Below are 20,872 nucleotides of genomic sequence, written 5' to 3' on the forward strand. Positions count from 1 at the left end.
AAGCGGCAGGTCCGCCGGACGACGCGACGAGCACACCGCAGCGGGATCGACATCCGGTGCAGGCGCTCCCGCCCCGGGGCCGCAGATGCAGCCGGCGGAGGCAGAGCGATCAGCATCGCGACGCCGGGTCGGACTGCCACCGCGTGTTAACCTCAAACGTTTGAACGACCGTACCGGTCGGCGATGCGATCCTGCCCGTCCGGTCCCCTCGTTCATCGGGCTACTCGTTCCTGCCGGGCCTTCCTCGGTACGTTCCCCCTACGGAAGGCTCTTCGTGAACCACCCGGACCGCCCCGGCACCTCGCACGGCGACCCCACCCAGCCGCTGACCCCCACCCCGGCGGTGGACCCGATCGCTTCCTTCGCCGACCTGGCATTGCCGGCCGAGGTGCTCCGCACGCTCACCGGACTCGGTCTGCACCAGCCCTTCCCGATCCAGGCAGCCACGTTGCCGCACTCCCTCGCGGGCCACGATGTCCTGGGGCGCGGGCGCACCGGATCCGGCAAGACGCTCGCCTTCGGCCTGCCGCTGCTCGCCCGGACGGCCGGGCGGCGCGCGGAGCCGAAGCAGCCCCTCGCCCTGATCCTGGTGCCGACCCGGGAGCTGGCCCAGCAGGTCACCGAGGCGCTCGCGCCGTACGCCGACGCCCTCCGGCTGAGGACGGCCACGGTCGTCGGCGGCATGTCGATCGGCCGGCAGGCCGCTGCGCTGCGTGACGGTGCCGAGGTCGTCGTCGCCACTCCCGGCCGCCTGCACGACCTCATCGAGCGCAAGGCCTGTCGCCTGGGACGGGTACGGATCACCGTGCTCGACGAGGCCGACCAGATGTGCGACATGGGCTTCCTGCCGCAGGTCACCGAGGTGCTCGACCAGGTCCACCCCGACGGCCAGCGAATGCTGTTCTCGGCCACCCTGGACCGCGATGTCGATCAGCTGGTCCGCCGCTACCTCCACGACCCCGTCGTCCACTCGGTCGACCCTTCCGCGGGCGCGGTCACGACGATGGACCACCACGTGCTGGTCGTCCACGGTCCCGACCGGTACGCCGTCACCACGGAGATCGCCGCCCGCGACGGCCGCGTCCTGCTGTTCCTGGACACCAAACACGGCGTCGACCAGCTCACCCGGCATCTGCGGGCCTGCGGAGTGCACGCCGCGGCCCTGCACAGCGGCAAATCCCAGCCGCAGCGCACACGGACCCTTGCCCAGTTCAAGAACGGCCAGATCACCGTCCTGGTGGCGACCAATGTCGCGGCCCGTGGTCTGCACGTCGACGACCTCGATCTCGTGGTCAATGTCGATCCGCCCACCGATCCCAAGGACTACCTGCACCGCGCGGGCCGCACTGCGCGGGCCGGTGAGTCCGGCCGCGTCGTCACGCTGGTGCTGCCGGGCCAGCGCCGCGAGACGAGCCGGCTGATGACCGAGGCCGGCATCGAACCGACGATCACCAAGGTGCGCTCGGGCGAAGCGGAGCTGAGCCGGATCACCGGGGCCAAGGCCCCCTCCGGCACCCCGCTGGACGGCGGGCCCGCCATGCCCCGGGCCAAGAACACCAACGCTCCCTTCCGGGGCCTGGGCACCAGCAAGGACGTCTCCCGCGGCACCGGCGGCAAATCCCGCAAGGCCGCCGAGGCCCGCAAACTCGCCGAAGCCCGCAGGGCGGCGCGGGTACGCCGCGGCGCCTGAGAACCGCTGCCTGCTGTCGTGCAAGGGCTCACCCATGAGGTGAGCACCCACGGAGCCGCCGCACCATCGAAGGCAAGATCGATTTCTTTCCTTCGTAACGAAGACGCCGGGGCGCGGCGCCGCCTTCGATACCCGGAGTCCTCCGCCACTCCGTCGCTCCGCCCACGACGGCTCGGCTGTGTTGTTGGACGCCGGCCGACAACCTGGCCCGTCACGTGTCACTGCTGCGCGAAGTGCTTCTTGAGCCAAGTGAGCAAGGCCGCGAACGCGGGGGTCATCGCGGCGTCCGACTGCTCAAGGACCGTCACACGGTCGCCGTTTCCAGTGGCGCGGTCACGCTGATATCACCAGTCTCCTGGCGTCCGTGGTGACCGGCAAGGCAACACGAGGCAACGAGAACCGTTCCCGGACGGCGAGAAATGAGGGGCGCTTTCAGCGCTTTTACAGTGCCTGGCCTCAGTCGCCGGAGCCGAGCAGATCGTTGACGTCGTCATACTCGCCGTCTTCGTCGTCGGAGACGGTCCGCAGCAGCGTGATCAGAGGGGGTTCAGCGGGGTGAGACCGGTTCCCGCGTACAGCCCGGGTTCCAGCGACAGAACGGTGACGGGCTCTCCCGCCCCGGCCGCCTGCCAGGCGATGGCAGCCGTGTGCGCCACGGGCCAGTCGGCGCCCGGCCAGCGCATCGCTGCTGCGGCGTGCGCCGTCGTGAAGGGGATGCTTTCGGCGAACCGCAAGGAGATTGCGTGCCGGCCCGCACCAGGATCCTCCCGCTCCGCGGCGAGCGCGGCCAGTGACGGGATCAGGACGCGGCCGGTGCCGCGGGAGGCTTCGACGTACAGGCTCGTGAAGAACGAGTCCGTCCGGTACAGGGCAGCCAGAGCAGTGTGATCCAGGACAGCCGCCGTGCTCATCCGGCGGCGCCGCCCTGATGAGCACGGATCTTCGCCCAGGCCTGCCGACCCGCCTGCTGTACTTGATCGGTGTATTCGACCCCGAGCTCCCGGGCGGCCCGCAGAGCGCGCTCCTCCCGCTCGGCCTGCGTCAGCTCACGGGCCGCAAGCTCCTCCAGCAACTCCGTGATGGTGGTGCCACGCTCAGCCGCAAGAATCCGCAGTCGGTCACGGACTTCTTCCGTGGTCTTGATGCTCGTCGGTTTACCCACACCGGCGATTCTACCGCCGGTAGAATCGCCTGCGCGAGCCCTTGCCCCTGCCGGGCCTGCAGTGAGCCCGGCGAGCTGGGGCCGCACCCCTGCGCGCGCAGGAGGCAGGCAGCCCACCTGCCGGCAACCAGCCTGGGCACAGGCCCCACGGAGGTCAGTCTCGAAGCGGACCCGCCTCCGTGACGGCGGCAGTCAGTCCATCGCCCCGCGAATGCCCGCACGCCCACGTCGCACCGCGACGACCGCCGCGCGCCGGCACTCGCGACAACACGAGGGCAACCCCGGTAGAACCATTGGCAACCCGCGATCGAACGGCCTTCCTTCACACCACCCACGACCAGCGAAACCCACCCAGACCCACTCCGATAGCATGTTCGACCTCGTGGTGATCGCCCCGATCGCCCGCCCTTCACCGGAAATCACGCCACCCAACACAAATTGACCCATTTACCTCAAAACTAACAAATCGGCCAAACAATTGATATCTGAAACCTCGCGAGAGTCTTCGCGAATAGACAGCAAAACCACGTTCGCCGCGTGGCGTCAACCACGAGTAATGCTGTGGGTCGCGGCGAGTGTGGTAGCCCTCGGATTCCTCATAGCCCTGGAGATCGCCGCGCGTCACTACGGCCTGCCGGGGCCGATGACCAACCAGGCGAAAGAGGTGATACTCGCCCCCAAATCAGGGCCGCTGCTCTACGCCGGTATGGCGCTGATGATGGTGGTGCTCACCTGGCGGGAACGGTTCATCGCGGCTGGTGTCGCGGTCGGCATCGACGTCATCTTTTTTCTGGTGCGGTGGGCGATCGACGCCAAGATGATGTTCGGCAACGGCGCGTTGTGGGTGACTTTGGGCTACGCGGTCATCGCCGTCACACGCCGCACCGGCCGGGAACGCATCCTGCTGCTGAAGGGCGTCGGGCTGGGCCTCCTGCTGGTCGCCGGCCGCAAGACCGGCGACACCTGGCTGCTCATCACGTCGAAGACCCGCCCGACGGTGCTCGACCAGTACGTGGCAGTCGCCGACCACGCTCTGGGCAACCCGTCGTGGGTGGCAGGCCAGATCGTCAAGGCCACCGGCACGATCGGCGACCACATCCTCGACTACGTCTACATTCAGCTCGCGGTGGCCGCAGTCATCGTCGCGCTGTACCAGCTGCGCAACGTGGCGGCCGAGCGCCGCTTCCCCCGCCATCACCTGGTGCGCACCTTTCTGACGATCGGCCTCCTCGGCCCGGGCATCTACATGATCTTCCCGGTGGTCGGGCCGATCTTCGCCTATGGCGCCGACGGCACGCACTGGGCGGTGGCCGACCTGTGGCCGAACACACCGCCGCCGCTCGACGCGCCGCACCTCATGCCGTTCGACGAGATCACTCCACGCAACTGCATGCCCAGCCTGCACACGGCGTGGGCTACCGCGATCTTCATTCATTCCCGCAAGGGTCCACGCATTCTGCAATTCTTCGGCGCGTTCTGGCTGATTTCCACGCTCGGCGCAACGCTGGGATTCGGCTACCACTACGGCACGGACATCATCGCTGGTGTGGTGTTCACGCTCACGATCGAGGCAGCGTTGCGCTCGCAGGAACGCGGCTGGGACCGGTCGGGAATCCAGCTGGTCGCCTACGGCGCGACGGTCTTCGCCGCACTGCTGGTCTCGTATCGCTATCTGCCGATGGAGATGGCCGAACATCCGTGGGTGTTCGGACCGCTTCTCATCCTGGCGATGATCTCGGTGATCTACAGCTACGTACGGACCACCAAACAGTGGGATAAGCGGGTATCGAAGACCGCACCGGCGCGGCAACCGGAATCACAACCCGAATTGGTTTGAGCCATGTTGCATCAGGTTGTGGGCCGAGCGCTTCCCGAAGCCTCCCCGCACATGCCCAGCGGCTCCAGCAGCGCAGCGTAGGCAGTCGGGGCCGTGACAGCGGCCCACGACCCGATGCAGGCCACGGAAACGCCGGGCGCGGTCGACCGGGACCCCGCCGGCCGGTGCGGGGGCCAGGGGGACCAGGCCGGCCCCGCCACACCGAACCCGTACCCCCGGGCCACCCCTGCCCGTGCGGCGGGCAGGACAAGCCCGTGCCGGCGCCACCGTGCCGCCCTTCCGCAACCTCACCGCCACCAGTCTCCGGGCGCCGGCGTCCGAACAATGCCGATGCGCCCCCACGGCGGCGCGTCGCCCCACGCCGCATTCCCCTATCGCATCACCCGTACCGGACGCCACCACAGCAAGCCCGGACCCTCAGCGCCGGCTCTGAGAGGCGTAGGTTGGCCTCCGATCGCTACCACGAGGAGGACCTGGTCGCCGTGGCGGAGCAGCGCGGCGCCGGGAGAAGTGGTGCCTCAGGACGCATCGCATGCCGCGATGCGCCGAACCCGGCCACAGACATCGCCGGCTCCGCTGTGCGCCCTTCAGTACCTTTTGGGCTCTGCCTGTGCCGGGGCGTGAAGGCGGCTCTCCGAATGCTGGGCCGCGTGTGTCCGTTCCGGGGTCAGTGGGCGGGCCGCCCGGCGGCGGGTCGTTGTTCGAGGGTGATGTCGACGCCGCGGGCGCTGTGGTGGAAGGCCGGGGAGAAGCCTGCGCGGATGAGGGCCTGCTCCTGGGCCGCGGCGGTGCGGGCGGCGGCCTGGCGGGCGCCGGCGGAGAGGTGGTTGCAGGTGATGTGCCAGACGCGGGATGTACGGGTCAGACGCTGCTGCAGAACGGCCGGGTCGGCGGGCAGGTTGTCCAGGGAGCCGAGCTCGGCAGCCGTCTGGGCCCTGCCCAGGGCGGGGCGGCCGGTGAATGCCTCCTTGAAGGCGGTGGCGATCAGGCCGCACCGGGCACCGTTGAAGAGGACGGCGTCGCCGGGAGCGTCGTGGATGCGCAGGGTTCTGATCACGGCGCGGGTGTCCCACTGGCGGCTGTCCTCCTGGCGTATGGCGTAGTGGGACGTCGCGATGGGGACCGCCGCCAGGAGCACGGCCAGCAGCCGCAGACGCAGGGGGACGACAGTGGCGGCCGTCGCGAGCAGCAGGGCCAGGGCCGGCAGGCAGAACAGCAGGTAGCGGTAGGCGAAGATCGGGTGGCCGAGGGAGACGGCCATGAGGAGCAGCGGGGGGACGGTCAGCCAGGGCACGCCGACCGCGAGGGCCAGAGGCGGGGCCTTGTGCCGACGGATCACGAGGAGGGCAAGGGCGGTGAGAGCGGTGAGGGTGAGCAGGAGTTTCAGTGCGGTGGGGAGGGTGTCCTGGCCGGGGGTGAGGAGCCAGGTGAAGTAGCCGAACGGTGTGCCCGCGGTGACCGGCGCGGCTTCGCCCACGGCGGAGCTCTGGGCGGAGCCGAGGATCAGCAGCGGGACGACGGCGGCGATGCCCGCGGCCTGGGCCAGCAGCAGGCGCACGATGACGCGGCGGCCGGGGCGCCGCAGGGCCACGGTGATCGCGTGGGCGGCCACCAGCAGCAGTCCCAGCAGGTTGAACCAGCCCAGTAGGGCTATCAGCACGGCATAGCAGGCCGGCCACCGGCCTCGGGCCTGGCTGGGCAAGGCTTTCACCAGGGCCCCCGTGGCCAGCACCGCCACCGCCATGACGAAGGCGAACGAGCGGGCTTCCTGCGCGTACCGCGACGCGGTCGGAAGAACAGCGAGCAGCAGCCCGGCGCACATCCCGAGTCGCAGACCGCCGAGCAGCCGTCCCAGCCAGGTGACGCCGGCCGCCGCGACGGCCACCGCCATTGCGGAGGGCACCCGGGCGGTGAACTCGTTGAGCCCACCGTTCACCTGCCCGACCAGGTACATCAGCACGTAGTGCAGGCCGTGCACCGCGTCGACCTGCCCCAGCAGCTCCATCATCTGCGGCCAGGACCGCCGCGCTACGTCGATGGTGACGATTTCGTCGGTCCACGCGGAGGGGTTCGTGTTCCCCCACACTCCAAGGACGAGCGCAAGGATCGACGGCGCCCACCCGGCCGCACGCTTCCAGGGGACATGGGCGGCGAACTCGCCGGGTATGACAGGCACGGTGGGGTGGGGTGAGATGGCTGTCACAGTGATGCTTTCGTCGCTGGCGCTCCCGCACCGGGTGGTGCTGGGACGGGCGGCGAACCGCATCGTGTGTGACACCGAGCAGATGCACCCCCAAATTCAGTACATTATGCGAAATGCGGATCTAATGTCCAAAAGGGGCCTTGGTGGGCTGCCCCGCAGTCAATCCGTAGACGCACGCGCAGATGTCGTCGGCTCGCTGTGCGCCTGACCATCACCGCCGCCCTGCGAACTCCCAGTCGTGGACCTCTGTCTCCGCGTACCGGTCCGGGGGCAAGGCAGCACGTGCCGTGACCCGGTCGGGGGCCCGTACCAGCGCCGTCGTTCCCAGCCGAGTGGCGCCGTCGCCGGACAGCAGCAGTCCGAACGCGATCAGCTCGTCCCGGTCGGGCGGCACGGTGAGGTCGGCGGCCGGACGAGGCCGAGGCCGAGCACCAGGTACCGGTTGCCACCAGCCCGACCGCCGGGGAAGTCCCCATCACCCCACCCGCGTGCGCCGTCCTCGAAACCGCAACCGTACGGCAGGTCCGTCACCGTCTGGTGGCGGAAACGAGGAGACGTCGGAGGCACCACCTCAAGCGCCCGGTGTGCTCATATGCGCCGAACACCCGCCACGGTGCCGGCATCGTGCCGGCTCGGGTGACAGGCCGTCACTCACTCGAGGGGTGGGGCTGTGTCCTTACTGCTGCGCGTCGGCCACGGGCTGCATGCTCTGCTCCATGACCTCGCCCCTCCGGCTGCCGAGCCGCCTGCTTGCCGTCGCCGGCGTCGGCCTCCTCACGATGGCCGCGTCGGCCGCTCCCGCTGCCGCACTCACTGCCCCTGCCCCTGCCCCTGCTCTGCCGGAACCGCCGCGCGCGCCGGTCGTCGAGCAGGCCGTCAGCGTGACCTGCAATGCCTTCGGGCCGACGCTGTTCGTCCGGCTTCCCTCGCAGCTCTCCTCTGTTCCTTCAGCGGTCACCCCGGAGCTCAAGGGCTTCCCCGAGTGTCTTCACGGCATGAACCCGTCCAGGGAGCAAGACGCGTCTGTAGGTGACTGAGCATGTCTGCCCTGCGTCACATCCCCGGGCGCCGTGCGCCGTGCCCTGCGGCGGGTCTTCCTACACGTCCCGGCCCGCCCCAGCGGTGAGCTCAACCGACTCCGGGTCAGCCATCAGCACCACACGGTGTGCGCCGGGATCGAACCCGAGCACCGGGTTCCCGTAGTCACCTTCGGCGGACATGGTCACCGCCTTGCCCAGCCGCCGGCCGAGCGCGGCCAGGAACTCGCACAGGACGTTCACTCCTTCCTGGCCCTGCAGTTCCCGGAGGTCGACATCGAAGTCGATCTCCTCGGCAGACATCGGACGGAAGATCACCAGCACGCCCGGAACCGGCCGGACCCGCAGATCGACCGTCTCGGCATCAGCCGGACGCGTCAGCACCTCCACCGCAGGAGGCAGGGGCCCGGCGACGCCGCCTTCCGAGTACTCCCACGCCCAACCGCTCGACCGGACGAGATCGAACACCCTCTGCCAGTCCCCCACCGAGCTGCCCTGCACAGACACGTCCGGCAGAGCACCCATCATGTCAGGGTCGAAGAAGTTCCTGACGTCATCCCACAGCAGATCCGGCATCCGGCCATGTTGCCTGCCGCGGCTGTCAAACGCACCCCGATTCCCTTGGCGATCCAACAAAACGAACAGACGGCGGGACACTCCGTCCCCTACCGGTCGTGCTGCGATCACGCTCGGCGTGTGCGGAGGACCATGAAGGGCGGCAGCCCCGCGCGCCAAGGCTGCGCGGCAGCAACGCGGGCATCCGGTGCCGGCTCGTCGAAGGCTTCGACGGTGAAGCCATGACGTGCCAGTGCGGTGAGATAGGTGGAAAGGGTCCGGTGCTGGTTTCCCGCCCGGCGGGCGCCCTTGGGGTTACCGGAACGCCAGAAGCCTTCGGTGAGGTAGTCGCCGACGACTCTCCGCACGGTTCCGTCCTCGGCTTCCGCCCAGGTGGCATGGGGCGCCTCGAAACAGGGGTGCGGGATCGTGAAGACCAGGAAGCCGCCGGGAACAAGGACCCTGTACGCAGCCGTGAATGCGGCGTCGAGGTCAGGCACGTGGCCCTGGTCAACGCTTGGTGGGCGCTGCTGGTGGCCGCCACGCTCGTGAAGCCCGTCCCATGGCGACTGGCTTCACAGTTGGCGACCGAACAGTTGGAGACCGAGCGGGACGCGCTGGCCAACGCCGACATGTCCACCCTGCTCACGGCGCTCTACCTGGCGGCCGGCATACTCATCGTCCTCATCATCAGGCGGATCACCGCGTGGCAGAACCAGGCGGCCTGAGCGGAGGAGCGCCGCGAAGGCGGCGGTGCTGGGCAAGCCGCTGAAGCGTACGGGCGCGGTGCCCGGAGCACGGGGCCGCAATGTCCGCCCCCCGTCCGTCGCCCCACCCGCTCGTCCACCCGTCCGACCGACCGCCCGAATACTGCTACCTGGGATGCAAGCTCATGTCCCGGGGGCGGGCCGTACCGCGATACCGTTCCGGCTGAGCAGCGCCGCGGTCACCCCGTCGCCCGGCACCAGTTCCCCGGTGAAGGACCCGTCGTACACCGCGCCCCTCCCGCATGACGGGCTGCGCGGCATCAACAAGGCCTCCGTGCAGCCCGCGTGCTGTGCCGCGGCGAGCGCGCGCCGCGCCCCGTCCACGAACTCCGCTGTCACGTCCCGCCCGGTGTCCTCGACGACCCGCGCGGTCCCGTCGAGCACGTCGTGCCCGTCACCGCCCGACAGCTCAGCGGGCCGCCGCGGGGTCGTGAGCCCGCCCGCCACCTCCGGGCAGAAGGACACGACGTCGTGACCGTCCAGTGTCTCGTTGATCTCCGACGACGCCTTGTGCTGCCCGTCGAAACGGCACGGCACTCCGCGCAGACATGCGCTGACCAGGATCGTTCCCATCGCGTCAGGTTAGCTGGAGGTCCCGGACCCGCCTTGGGCGGGCGCGCGTGGCCATCGCCCAACAGCAGATCCCGAGCCCATGCGCGCCCGGGACATCGGGCCCTGGGCGCGGGAGCCGGGTGCAGTGGCCGGCGGATTTCGCCTCTCCCCCACCTCTGCACTACTGCATGATCGTCCGTGGTAGGTGAGACGGTGTGCTGATGCAGGTGTAGATCTGCAGGGTGGAGCCGCGCCCGACCGTCACGACCGTGGGGGTGCGGTTGTGGTACGGATCTCCGTCCACGTCCTCGACCGGACACCAGCTGCGGCTCTTTTCGTCCCACTCGCTGCCGGCAACGGTCAGCAGCGCCTCCAGTGGGCCGCCGCACTCGCCGCACCGGAGCTCGTCGGGGCCCGCCGGATGGCGGTGGGTGAAGTGTGCGGGCCAGCCACCGAGCTTCCAGCCAGGGGCGATGGACAGGTCCCCCTCGTAATCCACGTGCTGGTGGGGCTGGTGGCCGATCGAGCGCTGCTTCGTCCAGGTGTCCACGCGCTGCTTCTGCTCCTCCGTGAGGAGGTGCACCGGCGGGAACTCCCGAACCTGTTCCGGATGCAGCACACAAGGCGCCGGCACGTGGTCGCTCATGTCGATGTAGGCGGGCTCGGGCGGCTCGGCCAGGACCTCCTGCACGGCCGAGGACAACCGCCATCGCAGCTGCACGGCACCGGAGGCCCCTTCGATCTCGTCGAAAGGCGTCCACAGCACTTGAAGCATGTCCGTCCCCTCGGGGCACGGAAGTCCGGGTACGTCGCGGGCGTAGAGCTGCGCGAGGGGAATCAGCGGCAGCGGCCCTTCCGGCAGCAGCTCCAGCGCGTACCCGGCCCTGATCCGGTCGACGACTGCTGTCTCCCGCTCGGTCAGCGAGTCCGTGCCGGGCCTCCGCGGCCGTGACCGCGCCTGCGTGACGATCCCCCGCAGTGTGCGAACGTCCGCCGGCGTGGTCAGCGGCCCGTAGGCCCCGTACACCGGCTCGTACACCGGCCACGGCTCGCCCGCCGGCCACAGCAGCGGACCGCCCACCGAGCTGTCATGAACCGTGGGGGCACCGGGCCGCGGGTGCAGGCGAGTGGCTGTTCTGGCCAGGTCCGCCGGCACGGGAAGTTCCGCAGTCACGTCCAGCGGGCGCGGCGGCGTCGTACGTATCAACGTTTCCCCTCACAAAGGCAGGCTCCCATCCAAACACGGCATGAGCCGCGGAAATCCCTTGCGAGAGGCGGCGTCACTGATGCAGGGCGTCATCCAGGCCCCCGGCGCGTGGTCAAACCCCGGCGCGCGGCCGGACGGCCCTCCGTCCTAAGCCGCTGCGTGGCGGCCTCCGACCCCGGCCAACCCGCGCGGCCCCACTACCCGGTTCGCCGGCGCATGCCCATGGGCCGCTGGTCCCGGTCTGCGGGACCCGTGAAGGACCGGTCGGCCCCGACTGCCGAACATTGGTCCCGAATCTTCCGCGCGCCCGGGCTGACCTGCTGCTCGGCTGCTAAACCTGAGGGTGCCCGCGATTGCGCAGGGCCGGTTGTCCCCCGTATCCCCCTCTTGTTTCCCTCAGGAGCGCCATGCTGTCTGCCGAATCGGCCTCGGTGATCCGGGCCACCCTGCCTGCTGTGGGTGGGGCATTGGACGAGATCACCACCCGCTTCTACGCGACGATGTTCGCCGAGCACCCCGAGCTGCTGGACGGCATGTTCAACCGCGGCAACCAGGCGAGCGGTGCGCAACGGCGGGCGCTGGCGGGGGCCGTCGCCGCCTTCGCCGGCGCGCTGGCAGCCGACCCCGGCGCCCGCCCCGACACGCTGCTCGCGCGCATCGCGCACAAGCACGTGGCCGTCGGCGTCACCGACGACCAGTACACGATCGTGCACAAGTATCTGTTCGCCGCCATCGCGGAGGTGCTCGGCGAGGCGGTCACCCCCGACGTGGCGGCCGCCTGGGACGAGGTGTACTGGCTGATGGCGGGGGCCCTCATCGCCCAGGAAGCCCGCCTCTACCTCGAAGCGCAGGTGCGGCCGGGGCACCCCTGGCGGCAGTGGACCGTCCTGGAACGGCGGCAGGAGACCGCCGACACCGCCTCCTTCCTCCTGCGGCCGGCCGACGGCGCCCCGGCGCCGCGGGCCCGCGCGGGGCAGTACGTCAGCGTGCGGGTCAAGATGCCCGATGGCGTTCACCAGTTGCGCCAGTACAGCCTCTCCTCGGCTCCTGGTGATCAGACCCGTCGGATCACCATCAAGCGCGTCCACGGGGACGGCGCTCCCGAGGGCGAAGTATCGAACCTGCTGCACCGCACCCTGCGGGCGGGCGACGAACTCACCCTCTCGGCGCCCTTCGGCGATGTGGTGCTGACCGACAGCGACGCGCCGCTGGTGCTGGTCTCCGCCGGCATCGGCTGCACCCCGATGGTCGGCATGCTGGAACACCTCGCCAGCACCGCGTCCCCCCGTTCCGTCACGGTCCTGCACGCCGACCGCTCCCCCGGCGAACACGCGCTGCGCAGTGACATGCACCGGCTGGTCGATGCGCTGCCCCGCGCACGGTCCACGTTCTGGTACGAACGGTCCGCGGCGGAGGAGCCCGGCTCCCGGGCGGGGCTGATGGACCTCGACGAGCTCGACCTGGCGACCGACGGGTGCGTGTACCTGTGCGGCCCGTTGCCCTTCATGAGGGAGATCAGGTCGCAGCTGCTCCGTGACGGCATCGCTGCTCGCAACATCCACTACGAGGTCTTCGGCCCCGACCTGTGGCTGGCCGACGTCACCGCCTGACCGGCCGCCGGCGACCTGATCGCACAGGTCGAGCGAACGGCGCCGGAGGGTGCCGGCCCGTACCACTGCCGCATCCATCCGAGGATGAAAGGCACCGTCATGGTGGTCGTCTCCGGCGGCTGACCTTGTCGGTGCCGGGCCCAAGCCTGCCGTCACCTGTTCGCGGAACGTCCCGGGTCGGGTGGGAGCACAGCCGGCGTCACGGTCCAGCAGTGACGTGGCACCGGCCGCCGTCAGGGCCTCGCCGGTGGGACTGCCGATGTCATCGATGGTCACCGCGCCGACCGGGGGCTACTTCTTCTTGGGGCACTCCATCCACCTGGTCTGGTAGTCCATACGCGGCTTCTTGTCCTCCCCCAGGACCGGGGTGTGCGTCGTCAGGTCGATTTTCTTCACGCGTCTGCTGCGACTGCTGGACTCACCCTCCCAGTAGCTCATCTCCAGGTACCCGGAGCTCTTCTGGAGCCACGGGGCGGACTGGAGGTACACCCTCTTCCCTTCGGGAATACCGACGATGTTCTTCTTCTCCGCGGTCTTGGTATCGGTCCACGCCGTGGTCTCTCCCAGCATCTCCCTGTGCTCGTGTTCTTCCCGTTGACCTACGGTGGCATTGCGGCCGAGGCTGACATTCAGGACGTCCGCGATGGCTGCTGAGATCGCCCTTGAGACGTTCCTTTCGATGGACCGCTCCTGCTTCCCGGTCCTCTCCCTCTCCCGTGTCGTCGCCTTCGACCTCGCCACAGACTCGTTGACCAGCAGCTCAACGGCCCAAGCGGGCCCCTTGCAGGCGCCGAAGGTGTCCGACACGGCCCGTTGGCCGAAGTCGACGTACCTGGAGTCGTGCTTGATGACGAAACGGCATGTCGCGTATCTGGGGTATCCCAGGCTGCGGTTCTCCGCACGCGCCCATTCCTTGTTGTCCAGCAGGAGGTTGCGGTCGTAGCCGTCCTCCTGTCCCAGGCAATCGGAGATCTCACGGTGGTCGCGGGACACTGCGGCGGCAGGAGTGTGGAGCAAGCACATCAGGCCGACCGAGGTGATACCGGCGGTGATCTTCCGCCGGACCCGAGGACACCAGGAACGACGCACGGTGGGGCCCCATTCGTCGAGAGGAACACGGGAAGCTGCTGTCTATCCACGAAAACGATCAGTTTCGTTCCCGGAAACGACGGCTCACTCGCACGGCCGGTTCCCCTCTCGGAGAATGCTCCGTTCTGCCCGGGTCCGGGGCCCAGCAGGTACTCGGCGGATCTGCGCTCGCCCGTCCCCCGGCGGATCGCGCAGGCGGCGCTCATCACGTCCCCAACCACCGTGACGACTCGGTCCCGGGCACCTTCAGCGAAGTCGGCCGACGGGCTCCCGGGGCATACGGCGCGATGCCCGACGGCCCCCTAGCCTTCGGCGATGGCTCTCAGCGCCGCCAAATGCCGCTGGTAGACAGCACGCCCCTCAGTGGTCAGGGAGAGCCAGGTCCGCGGGCGCCGGCCCACCCGTCCCTTTGCGACGGCCACCCAGCCCGCCTCTTCCAGCGCCGACACCTGCTTGGAGAGGACCGAGTCAGTGACCTCCACCAGGTCGCGCACAAAGCCGAATTCGGCCTTCTCGATCGGGGCCAGGGCTGCCACTACCGACAGGCGCACGGGTGCGTTGAGCAGGGGTGCGAGGGCGTGGCGAGGGTGGCTGCCCCGCGGTCCGGCGGGAGTCCCCTCTCCCCCGGTCTCTCCCGCGGTCTCTCCCGCGGCCCTGCCTTCCGTCACGACGACCGCCGCATCTCAAGCCAGGCGCCCGTCGCGAGCGGCAGCGCGCACGCCGACGCAGCCGCTGCCGCGAAGGCGGGGCTGTTCGCAAACATCGCGTTCCCGAGCGTGACCGTCAGAACAAAGACGATGGCCCAGGATCCCACGATCACGCCGTGCTTGACGCCGAAACGGCGGCGCACCACGCGCTGTCGTGCGGCGTACAGGCTCAATCCCGTCACGAGGAACGTGTTGGCGAGCCCGAACACCAAGGCCGAGGCGAAGCCGTGCCACAGGACGGCAATCGGGACGAGGATCAGCTGCCCTGCGGCGAAGACCCAGAGATAGCGCGCGTACCAGCCGCTCCGGGCCCGCGCCGCCTTCTCTGCATCAGCCGCCCGGCCCAACGCCACCTCGGCACCAGTGACCCTGTGCATGACTCCCCCTCGCTCCCGCTCACTTCCTCTTTCCAGAATGGCAAGTACTTTCCTGTCTGGCAAGTGCGAGGGCGCGCCGGGGCCGAGCCGGAGGGCGGGTCCTTCGGGGCCGCTGATGAAGTCCCGGGCGACGGGCGCGGGGTGGGTCAGCGTGCGCGACACGCCGATCCGCTAGCCGGCGTCGCTGGTGAGCCCTGTGGGCGTCGTGGTCACCCTTCCTCGGTGTGGCGGGCGCGTAGTGCCCTGACCTTGTGGCGGTTGCCGCAGTGCTCCATGGAGCACCAGCGGCGGCGGCCGGGGCGTGAGGTGTCGACGTAGATGAGGTGGCAGTCCTCGGCGGCGCACGTGCGGATGCGGTGCACGAAGGAGCCGGTCAGCAGGTCGACGGCATCCCGGGCGACGGTGGCCAGCAGGTGTGTGCCACTGGGGGTTCCGGCCCACTGGCGCCGCCCGTTCGGTGCGATGGCGGGTGCCAGGGCCGGCCGGGCGGCCGCCTCATTGATGACTTCCAGGTCGCCGGGCGGGTGCGGTTCGCCGTGTGTGTGGGCGACGGCCACCCGGAACAGTGCATCGCGCAGCCTTCGCGCGTCGGCCACCTCGGCTCGGGAGATTTCCAGCGCGGGCGTCGGTGTCAGACGTGACCGTTCGGCCCAGGCCGCGAGGTCGGTGGGCTCGTGCAGGACCTCGTACCGGCGGTAGGGGCCGGGGCCGCCGGTGGGCAGCAGTTCCAGGCACAGCGCGCCGGGGTCGAACCGGTAGGCGACGCCGGTGCGGGAGTGCAGCGTCAGTCCCTTGGTTGCGGAGGTGTCCATGTAACCAATATAACTGGTTACATGGCATTGAGTTGGAAACTGGTCATCGACAGCACGAACGCACCCGCCCTCGCGGACTTCTGGGCGGCGGCCCTTGAGTACGAGGTGGAAGACCCCAGCGCGCTCATCGAGCAGCTGCTGGCCGCCGGCCACATCGGCGAGGAGGCGGTCACCGAGCATCGCGGCCGCAAGAACTTCCGCGGCTACGCGGCGATCCGCCACCCCGAAGACCCCTTCGATCAGACGAGCGGCATCGGCCGCGGCCGACGGCTGCTCTTCCAGGACGTGCCCGAGGGCAAGGCGGGCAAGAACCGTCTGCACCTGGACATCCACAGCGAGCCCGGTGGCTTGGATGAGCTGGTGGCCCGGCTGGAGGCCCTGGGGGCGACCCGCGTCAGCGAGGTCGACAAGGGGCCCGCCGGGCACTGGTGGGTCATGCAGGACCCGGAAGGCAACGAGTTCTGCGCGGCGTGAGCCGGGCCGCCGCCGGCAGCTCGTTGATGCCGCAATGCCACATCGGGAAGAACCCGGCCCTCGCATTCGTTCCGCACGAACAGTGAACATACGGAACGCTGATCAGAAGGGTGAAACCGTGTCAGTAGTGTTCAACGAGGGAACGCGCAAACTTCTGGACGGGGCGAACTTCGCCACCGTCGCGACGCTGAACCAGGACGGCGGGCCGCAGACCTCGGTGGTCTGGATAGCGAGGGACGGAGACGCGGTGCTGTTCTCCACCACGGCAGGGCGGCAGAAGGCCCGAAACCTCGCCCGGGACCCTCGGATCAGCCTCACCGTCTACGACACCGAGAACCCGTACCACTCCGTGGACATCCGCGGAACCGCCGAACTGATCGAGGACCCGGACAAGTCGCTCCCGCGCGAGCTCTCGCAGAAGTACCTCGGCGAGGACCCGCCTGCCGAGTCGGACGACGTCCTCCGGCTGATCGTCCGGGTGACTGCGCAGAGGGTCTCCGGCTTCGGCCGTTAAGCAGCGGACGTTCCCGGCCCCGTAACCCCCACCGGGGGCCCGAACCAGTGGTGCAGGGCTTCGCGCAACTGCTGGGCGGTGGTGCGGCGGGGTGCCGGGGGCGTGCCTGCCCAGGCGGCGTGACCGTCCGGGCGGACGAGTATCGCGGGCGCACCTGCCAGGCCGTCAGGCCGCGCCGACGCCACGGTCACCCGGTCCGCCCACGGCCCGGCCGCCTCGCGCAGCGCGTCCGTGCCTGTGCTCTCGTCCACCAGCAGTGCTCCGCCACCCGTACGGGCCAGCAGTGGCAGCAGGCCGTCTCGTTCCAGCGGGACGTCCGGCACCATCTTTCCCTCCCAGGGATGGCCGGAGCCGTGGTGCACCGGGTAACGGGTGCCGACGCCGGTGATCTCCTCGGCAAGGTATCCGGCCGTCTCCTCGGCGTGCGCCAGCTCGGCGAGCAGCTCGCGCACCGGTGCCAGCCGCTCGCCCTCCGCGGCGACCAGCATCTGTGCCTGGGTGTTGCGCAGCAGCCTGGCACCGGCCGCGTGCCGCTCGGTGTGGTAGGTGTCCAGGAGGCTGTCGGGGGCTTGCCCGCGCGCCGTCAGACCGAGCTTCCAGCCGAGATTCATCGCGTCGTCGATGGCCGCGTTGACGCCGATGGCGCCGGCAGGGGGGTGGATGTGCGCGGCGTCGCCCACCAGCAGTACGCGGCCGTGTCGCAGCCGTTCGGCCAGCCGGGCCGCGTCCCCGAACCGGGTCAGCCAGTGCGCTTCGGCTATCTCCACGTGCCGCCCCAGCGCCCGGTCCAGTACGTCCTGGAAGCCGGGCAGTGTCACCGGCTCGTCCCGGTTGTCCGGCGGCCGGGGGTCATCGGTGATCAGCCGTACGTAGCCGGGCCTGGGGATGGCGAAGACCGTGCCGTTCGCGCCGGCCGTCATCCCGAAGGGGATCGCCTGCGGGTCCGCCAGGACCACGTCCCCGAGCAGGGCGAAGCGGCGTGCGGGGGTGCCGGGAAAACCGATGCCGGCCAGCTTGCGCACCGTGCTGCGGCCGCCGTCGCAGCCGGCCAGCCAGCCTGAGCGCAGCAGCATCCGCCCGTCCGGGGAGTCGACCTCGGCGCACACCCCGCTGTCGTCCTGGCGCAGCCCGGTCAGCCGGTGACCGCGCAGGATGCGCACGCCCAGTTCCATGGCCCGCTCGGTGAGGAGCTCCTCCACTCTGGTCTGCGCGATGCCCAGCACGTAGGGGTGCTTGGTGCGCATGGCGGCCAGGTCGAGCCGGGCCGCTCCGGTGAACGCGGTGGTCGGCACGGTGGGGCCCTCGGCGAGGAAGCGATCGGCGAGGCCGCGGCGGTCGAGCAGTTCCAGGCTGCGGGCGTTGAGGTTGAAGCCACGGCAGAAGCCCGGCGGTGCGGGATGCCGTTCAAGCAGCACGGTGCGCACCTTGCCCAGCCCCAGCTCGCAGGCCAGCATCAACCCGGCGGGCCCTGCTCCCACCACCAGGACGTCGGCGTCGCCGTCCGGTGCGCCTGCCGGCAGCTGTGGTGCCGGGGACCGCAAGGCGGTCGGTGGGTTGCCGGATGTCGGCGCGTTGGGTGGGTGCTGCTCGGCCCGTGCTGTCACGGGCGCGGTCGTGTCAGGCATCAGGGGAGACCGCCGGCCATTCCAGGGTGCCCTGCTCGATCTCCTCGGCGGTGCGCAGCACCCACTGCATTTCCGCTTGCAGCATCGCCTGGGCGTACTCCGCCTCGATCACGAACAGCCGGGGCGCCTTGTGCTGCTCCCTGGCGGTCCGGTACGCCTGCTCGCCCTCGGAGATCCGGGTCTTCAAGGCCGCCGCCCGTTCCCGCAGCGCCTGCGCTGCCCGCTGCTGCCCCAGTACGCCCAGGTAGCTGACGGCGGACAGGAACTTCGGGTACTCCCGGGAGGGCTCGCGGACGATCTCGTCCAGCCATTCGGTGAAGTTCTGCTGCCCCTCGCGGGTGTGCCGGTAGACGGTGCGCGCCGGGCGGCCGCCGACCCGCTCGGTGTCGGCCGCCTCGATCCAGCCGTCCCGGGCCAGGGCCCGCACCGTGTCGTACAGCGACCCGGTGGTCAGTTTGAAGGCCCGGTCCATCTGCCGTTCCCGAAGGGCGGTCGCCATGGCGTGGGGGTGCATGGGCTGCTCCAGCAGCAAGCCCAGCACTGCGAGAGCCAGGGGGTTGACGGGTCGTTTGACGGTCATCTCACTCCATGGTCGGGCTCGGAATCGCGATCACTTGGATCCTACTACTCGGATCCGAGTAATCACAGGCCCGGGCCATACGTCCGCGCCACGGGACCTTCGGCCCCGTGCCCCCCTTCCGGCGGTGGTCCGATGGTTGGGGAAAGACGAGCCGGACGGCTCCTGTCCCCAGGAGGCGCACCATGACCACGGATCGCACCCCGCGCCCGCGCAGGCCGTCCCTTCCCATGGGCCGCCGGCCGGGCCGCCGGCGGGCCCTTCCTCCCCGGCGACCCTGCGACCGCCACGAGCGCCGGCACCGCGCGTGCTTGCTGGTGCTGCTCGCGGCAGCGCTGGCATGCGTGCCGTACCTGGCCGGCCGGAGCGCCTACGACGCTCAAATGCGCACGGTGCGGGAGCAGTCGGCATCGAGGCATCAGATCACCGTCCGGTCGGCTGGGGACGCGTACGGGGCCGTATCCCGCTCCGGCACCCGGACGGCGCCGGTCCGGTGGACGGACGGCCAGGGCGCCTCCCGCATGGACTTCGCCGACGTCCCCTCGGGCACGGTCCGGGGCGAGAGGGTGCGGATCTGGGTGGACGCCGCAGGTGAGCCGGCGCGGCCCCCGCTGGAGCGCGGAGCCGCCGTGGAGGCGGGGTGGTTCACCGGCGCCGTGACCGCCGCGCTCCTGATCCTGGCCTTTCTGGGCGTCAGGGCGGCGGTCACGGTGGCGTACGACCGCCGGCGGTATGCGCACTGGGCGGCGCAGTGGGAGATCGTCGAGCCGCAGTGGTCGAAGAGGCTGCCGACCTGACGTCCGCCTCCGGCCCGTCGGTTCCCTCCAGGGACTCTCGTCTCGCAGCCGGGGACCTTCGGTCCCTCACCGGGCGGTGGAGGGCCGGGGAACAGTATGCACAGAGCGGCTTCGGCCGCTTCGTCCCTTCCCGTCTTCCTGGAGGCTTCGATGCCCGGCATCATCACCGTCGGCCTGGACGGTACCGAACACAGCCTGGCTGCCGCGGACTGGGCGGCCGCCGAAGCCCGGCGCCGCGGCATGGCACTGAGCCTGGTGTTCGCCTGGGTGTGGCGCCCCTCGGACTTTCCCGTCGCCTCGGACGCCGAGGTGCAACGGCGGTGGGCCGTGGACGTGCTGCGCGAGGCGGAGGAACGGGTCACGGCGTCCGCGCCTGATCTGACGGTCACCACCCAGCTGCTGCCGGAGGACCCGGTGCCCGCGCTGATCGCCGCGGCGTCCGTGTCCGAGATGCTGGTGCTCGGTTCGCGCGGCCACGGCGCGGTGGTCGGCTTCCTGATCGGCTCGGTGGCGCTCAAGGTGCTGCGCCGCGTGGACGCGCCGCTGGTCCTGGTGCGCACCTCTCGTGGGCAGGAACCCCGGCCGGAGTGGGGCGAGGTGGTGGTGGGCGTCCAGGACACGGACGAGGCCGCCGCGCCCGTCCTGGAGTTCGCCTTCGCGACGGCGGCGGCGCGCGGGGCGCGCGTGCGGGCCGTGCGGGCCTGGAGCGTCCCGCCGGTCTTCGCCTGGAGCCCGGGATCGATGTACCTGGCCGACGAGGCCGGCGGCCTCGAACCCCTGGAGCGCGAACGGCTGGCCGAGGCGCTGCGCCCCTGGCGCGAGAAGTACCCTCAGGTCGCGGTCGTCGAGCACACGGAGCTCGGCAGCGCGGCGGAGGTCCTGCTCACCCACGCCGACCGGGCGTCCCTCATCGTCGTGGGGCGCCGCCTTCCCGAACTCGGCGATCTGCCGCTGATCGGTTCGGTCACCCATGCCGCACTGCATCACGCGCAGTGCCCCGTCGCGGTGGTCCCCCACCCGTAGCAGCAGCCGCCCATGGGCCCCGCCCGCGTACCAAAGCATCCCCGTGGACCCGCCGCGGTGGATGCCGGCTGCCGGCGGCGACACTGACAGGCGACCGCCCGCCGACGGGGAGAGTGCCCGGCCGATGGCGTGCGTGCGGATCGCGTCGTCACGACGCACGCAACGCAGCCCCTCCTCCCCCGAGGCCGGTCGCTGAACGCTCCGGGTAGCAACAGGCGTTGCCCTTCAACCACCGAGCGGTGGTAGAAGGGCAACGC

22 protein-coding genes and 1 pseudogene are annotated in these 20,872 nt (G+C 70.3%); 9 read left to right on the forward strand and 14 right to left on the reverse strand.

Annotation, left to right across the window (positions count from 1 at the left end; all coding sequences use genetic code 11):
- Positions 1-274 precede the first annotated feature (274 nt).
- Positions 275-1,690, forward strand: a complete 1,416-nt coding sequence (locus ACOTKD_RS01105; RefSeq protein ID WP_424886892.1) for a DEAD/DEAH box helicase — start codon at positions 275-277, stop codon at positions 1,688-1,690.
- Between the two features lie 536 nt (positions 1,691-2,226).
- Here the strand turns inward: ACOTKD_RS01105 and ACOTKD_RS01110 are convergent.
- Positions 2,227-2,601 carry a PIN domain-containing protein gene (locus ACOTKD_RS01110; RefSeq protein WP_424886893.1) on the reverse strand — a complete coding sequence of 125 codons (375 nt, stop codon included), beginning with the start codon at positions 2,599-2,601 and terminating at the stop codon, positions 2,227-2,229.
- Entirely contained in the window at positions 2,598-2,852 is a 255-nt protein-coding gene (locus tag ACOTKD_RS01115) for a ribbon-helix-helix protein (protein ID WP_424886894.1), read from the reverse strand. Before ACOTKD_RS01115 ends, ACOTKD_RS01110 begins: the two co-directional genes overlap by 4 nt.
- Before the next feature lie 556 nt (positions 2,853-3,408).
- Here ACOTKD_RS01115 and ACOTKD_RS01120 point away from each other — a divergent pair.
- A complete protein-coding gene (locus ACOTKD_RS01120) occupies positions 3,409-4,689 on the forward strand; it encodes a phosphatase PAP2 family protein (RefSeq protein ID WP_424886895.1) in 1,281 nt (426 codons plus the stop codon).
- Between the two features lie 667 nt (positions 4,690-5,356).
- Here ACOTKD_RS01120 and ACOTKD_RS01125 read toward each other — a convergent pair.
- A complete protein-coding gene (locus tag ACOTKD_RS01125) occupies positions 5,357-6,865 on the reverse strand; it encodes a glycosyltransferase family 39 protein (RefSeq protein WP_424886896.1) in 1,509 nt (502 codons plus the stop codon).
- Positions 6,866-7,103: 238 nt separating this feature from the next.
- Positions 7,104-7,363 (reverse strand): annotated as a pseudogene (locus tag ACOTKD_RS01130) (YciI family protein); the annotation flags it as partial.
- Positions 7,364-7,608: 245 nt separating this feature from the next.
- Between ACOTKD_RS01130 and ACOTKD_RS01135 the strand changes: the two are divergent.
- Positions 7,609-7,929 (forward strand): hypothetical protein, encoded by a 321-nt coding sequence (locus ACOTKD_RS01135; protein ID WP_424886897.1) that lies wholly within the window; start codon positions 7,609-7,611, stop codon positions 7,927-7,929.
- Positions 7,930-7,989: 60 nt separating this feature from the next.
- On the opposite strand, the gene ACOTKD_RS01140 is transcribed toward ACOTKD_RS01135, so the two are convergent.
- The gene (locus ACOTKD_RS01140; protein ID WP_424886898.1) at positions 7,990-8,505 is read right to left on the reverse strand and encodes a hypothetical protein; all 516 of its coding nucleotides are present in this window, start codon (positions 8,503-8,505) and stop codon (positions 7,990-7,992) included.
- A 107-nt stretch (positions 8,506-8,612) separates the two neighbouring features.
- The gene (locus ACOTKD_RS01145; protein ID WP_424886899.1) at positions 8,613-8,984 is read right to left on the reverse strand and encodes a hypothetical protein; all 372 of its coding nucleotides are present in this window, start codon (positions 8,982-8,984) and stop codon (positions 8,613-8,615) included.
- Here ACOTKD_RS01145 and ACOTKD_RS01150 point away from each other — a divergent pair, their 5' ends adjacent.
- The gene (locus ACOTKD_RS01150) at positions 8,985-9,212 is read left to right on the forward strand and encodes a hypothetical protein (RefSeq protein WP_424886900.1); all 228 of its coding nucleotides are present in this window, start codon (positions 8,985-8,987) and stop codon (positions 9,210-9,212) included.
- A gap of 162 nt (positions 9,213-9,374) precedes the next feature.
- Here ACOTKD_RS01150 and ACOTKD_RS01155 read toward each other — a convergent pair whose 3' ends face one another.
- Positions 9,375-9,824, reverse strand: a complete 450-nt coding sequence (locus tag ACOTKD_RS01155; protein WP_424886901.1) for a DUF523 domain-containing protein — start codon at positions 9,822-9,824, stop codon at positions 9,375-9,377.
- Between the two features lie 160 nt (positions 9,825-9,984).
- Positions 9,985-10,884, reverse strand: coding sequence for a hypothetical protein (locus ACOTKD_RS01160; RefSeq protein ID WP_424886902.1), 900 nt, complete (start codon positions 10,882-10,884; stop codon positions 9,985-9,987).
- A gap of 533 nt (positions 10,885-11,417) precedes the next feature.
- Between ACOTKD_RS01160 and ACOTKD_RS01165 the strand changes: the two genes are divergently transcribed.
- A complete protein-coding gene (locus tag ACOTKD_RS01165; RefSeq protein WP_424886903.1) occupies positions 11,418-12,620 on the forward strand; it encodes a globin domain-containing protein in 1,203 nt (400 codons plus the stop codon).
- A 291-nt stretch (positions 12,621-12,911) separates the two neighbouring features.
- Here the strand turns inward: ACOTKD_RS01165 and ACOTKD_RS01170 are convergent, their stop codons facing one another.
- From ACOTKD_RS01170 to ACOTKD_RS01185, 4 genes are all read right to left on the reverse strand, one after another.
- Positions 12,912-13,613: a hypothetical protein gene (locus ACOTKD_RS01170; RefSeq protein WP_424886904.1), complete on the reverse strand. Its 702-nt coding sequence runs from the start codon at positions 13,611-13,613 to the stop codon at positions 12,912-12,914.
- A 398-nt stretch (positions 13,614-14,011) separates the two neighbouring features.
- Positions 14,012-14,275: a winged helix-turn-helix domain-containing protein gene (locus tag ACOTKD_RS01175; RefSeq protein ID WP_424887354.1), complete on the reverse strand. Its 264-nt coding sequence runs from the start codon at positions 14,273-14,275 to the stop codon at positions 14,012-14,014.
- A 98-nt stretch (positions 14,276-14,373) separates the two neighbouring features.
- Entirely contained in the window at positions 14,374-14,793 is a 420-nt protein-coding gene (locus ACOTKD_RS01180; protein ID WP_424886905.1) for a hypothetical protein, read from the reverse strand.
- A 209-nt stretch (positions 14,794-15,002) separates the two neighbouring features.
- Positions 15,003-15,605 (reverse strand): CGNR zinc finger domain-containing protein, encoded by a 603-nt coding sequence (locus tag ACOTKD_RS01185; RefSeq protein ID WP_424886906.1) that lies wholly within the window; start codon positions 15,603-15,605, stop codon positions 15,003-15,005.
- Positions 15,606-15,626: 21 nt separating this feature from the next.
- Between ACOTKD_RS01185 and ACOTKD_RS01190 the strand changes: the two genes are divergently transcribed.
- Both ACOTKD_RS01190 and ACOTKD_RS01195 read left to right on the forward strand, forming a co-directional pair.
- The gene (locus ACOTKD_RS01190; protein WP_424886907.1) at positions 15,627-16,079 is read left to right on the forward strand and encodes a VOC family protein; all 453 of its coding nucleotides are present in this window, start codon (positions 15,627-15,629) and stop codon (positions 16,077-16,079) included.
- Between the two features lie 118 nt (positions 16,080-16,197).
- Positions 16,198-16,593, forward strand: coding sequence for a PPOX class F420-dependent oxidoreductase (locus tag ACOTKD_RS01195; protein ID WP_424886908.1), 396 nt, complete (start codon positions 16,198-16,200; stop codon positions 16,591-16,593).
- Here ACOTKD_RS01195 and ACOTKD_RS01200 read toward each other — a convergent pair.
- Positions 16,590-18,218 carry an FAD-dependent monooxygenase gene (locus ACOTKD_RS01200; protein ID WP_424886909.1) on the reverse strand — a complete coding sequence of 543 codons (1,629 nt, stop codon included), beginning with the start codon at positions 18,216-18,218 and terminating at the stop codon, positions 16,590-16,592. The genes ACOTKD_RS01195 and ACOTKD_RS01200 overlap by 4 nt on opposite strands.
- The gene (locus ACOTKD_RS01205) at positions 18,211-18,798 is read right to left on the reverse strand and encodes a helix-turn-helix transcriptional regulator (RefSeq protein ID WP_424886910.1); all 588 of its coding nucleotides are present in this window, start codon (positions 18,796-18,798) and stop codon (positions 18,211-18,213) included. The genes ACOTKD_RS01200 and ACOTKD_RS01205 overlap by 8 nt, the downstream gene beginning before the upstream one ends.
- A gap of 182 nt (positions 18,799-18,980) precedes the next feature.
- On the opposite strand from ACOTKD_RS01205, the gene ACOTKD_RS01210 reads away from it, so the two are divergent.
- Together ACOTKD_RS01210 and ACOTKD_RS01215 are read left to right on the forward strand one after the other, a co-directional pair.
- On the forward strand, positions 18,981-19,592 hold the full coding sequence (locus tag ACOTKD_RS01210) for an Rv1733c family protein (protein ID WP_424886911.1): 612 nt from the start codon (positions 18,981-18,983) through the stop codon (positions 19,590-19,592).
- A gap of 150 nt (positions 19,593-19,742) precedes the next feature.
- Positions 19,743-20,615, forward strand: coding sequence for a universal stress protein (locus ACOTKD_RS01215; RefSeq protein ID WP_424886912.1), 873 nt, complete (start codon positions 19,743-19,745; stop codon positions 20,613-20,615).
- Positions 20,616-20,872: the final 257 nt, after the last annotated feature.

It is taken from the genome of Streptomyces sp. XH2, assembly GCF_049725035.1.
Lineage (GTDB): Bacteria > Actinomycetota > Actinomycetes > Streptomycetales > Streptomycetaceae > Streptomyces > Streptomyces roseoverticillatus.

What these genes read in the sequence shown, in the direction of transcription:
- ACOTKD_RS01135 (WP_424886897.1), top strand. Translation starts at nt 7,609, where the DNA reads ATGACCTCGCCCCTCCGGCTGCCGAGCCGCCTGCTTGCCGTCGCCGGC.
- ACOTKD_RS01155 (WP_424886901.1), bottom strand. Translation starts at nt 9,824, where the DNA reads ATGGGAACGATCCTGGTCAGCGCATGTCTGCGCGGAGTGCCGTGCCGT.
- ACOTKD_RS01185 (WP_424886906.1), bottom strand. Translation starts at nt 15,605, where the DNA reads ATGGACACCTCCGCAACCAAGGGACTGACGCTGCACTCCCGCACCGGC.
- ACOTKD_RS01205 (WP_424886910.1), bottom strand. Translation starts at nt 18,798, where the DNA reads ATGACCGTCAAACGACCCGTCAACCCCCTGGCTCTCGCAGTGCTGGGC.
- ACOTKD_RS01215 (WP_424886912.1), top strand. Translation starts at nt 19,743, where the DNA reads ATGCCCGGCATCATCACCGTCGGCCTGGACGGTACCGAACACAGCCTG.
- ACOTKD_RS01200 (WP_424886909.1), bottom strand. Translation starts at nt 18,218, where the DNA reads ATGCCTGACACGACCGCGCCCGTGACAGCACGGGCCGAGCAGCACCCA.
- ACOTKD_RS01140 (WP_424886898.1), bottom strand. Translation starts at nt 8,505, where the DNA reads ATGCCGGATCTGCTGTGGGATGACGTCAGGAACTTCTTCGACCCTGAC.
- ACOTKD_RS01210 (WP_424886911.1), top strand. Translation starts at nt 18,981, where the DNA reads ATGACCACGGATCGCACCCCGCGCCCGCGCAGGCCGTCCCTTCCCATG.
- ACOTKD_RS01180 (WP_424886905.1), bottom strand. Translation starts at nt 14,793, where the DNA reads ATGCACAGGGTCACTGGTGCCGAGGTGGCGTTGGGCCGGGCGGCTGAT.
- ACOTKD_RS01190 (WP_424886907.1), top strand. Translation starts at nt 15,627, where the DNA reads ATGGCATTGAGTTGGAAACTGGTCATCGACAGCACGAACGCACCCGCC.
- ACOTKD_RS01120 (WP_424886895.1), top strand. Translation starts at nt 3,409, where the DNA reads ATGCTGTGGGTCGCGGCGAGTGTGGTAGCCCTCGGATTCCTCATAGCC.
- ACOTKD_RS01165 (WP_424886903.1), top strand. Translation starts at nt 11,418, where the DNA reads ATGCTGTCTGCCGAATCGGCCTCGGTGATCCGGGCCACCCTGCCTGCT.
- ACOTKD_RS01110 (WP_424886893.1), bottom strand. Translation starts at nt 2,601, where the DNA reads ATGAGCACGGCGGCTGTCCTGGATCACACTGCTCTGGCTGCCCTGTAC.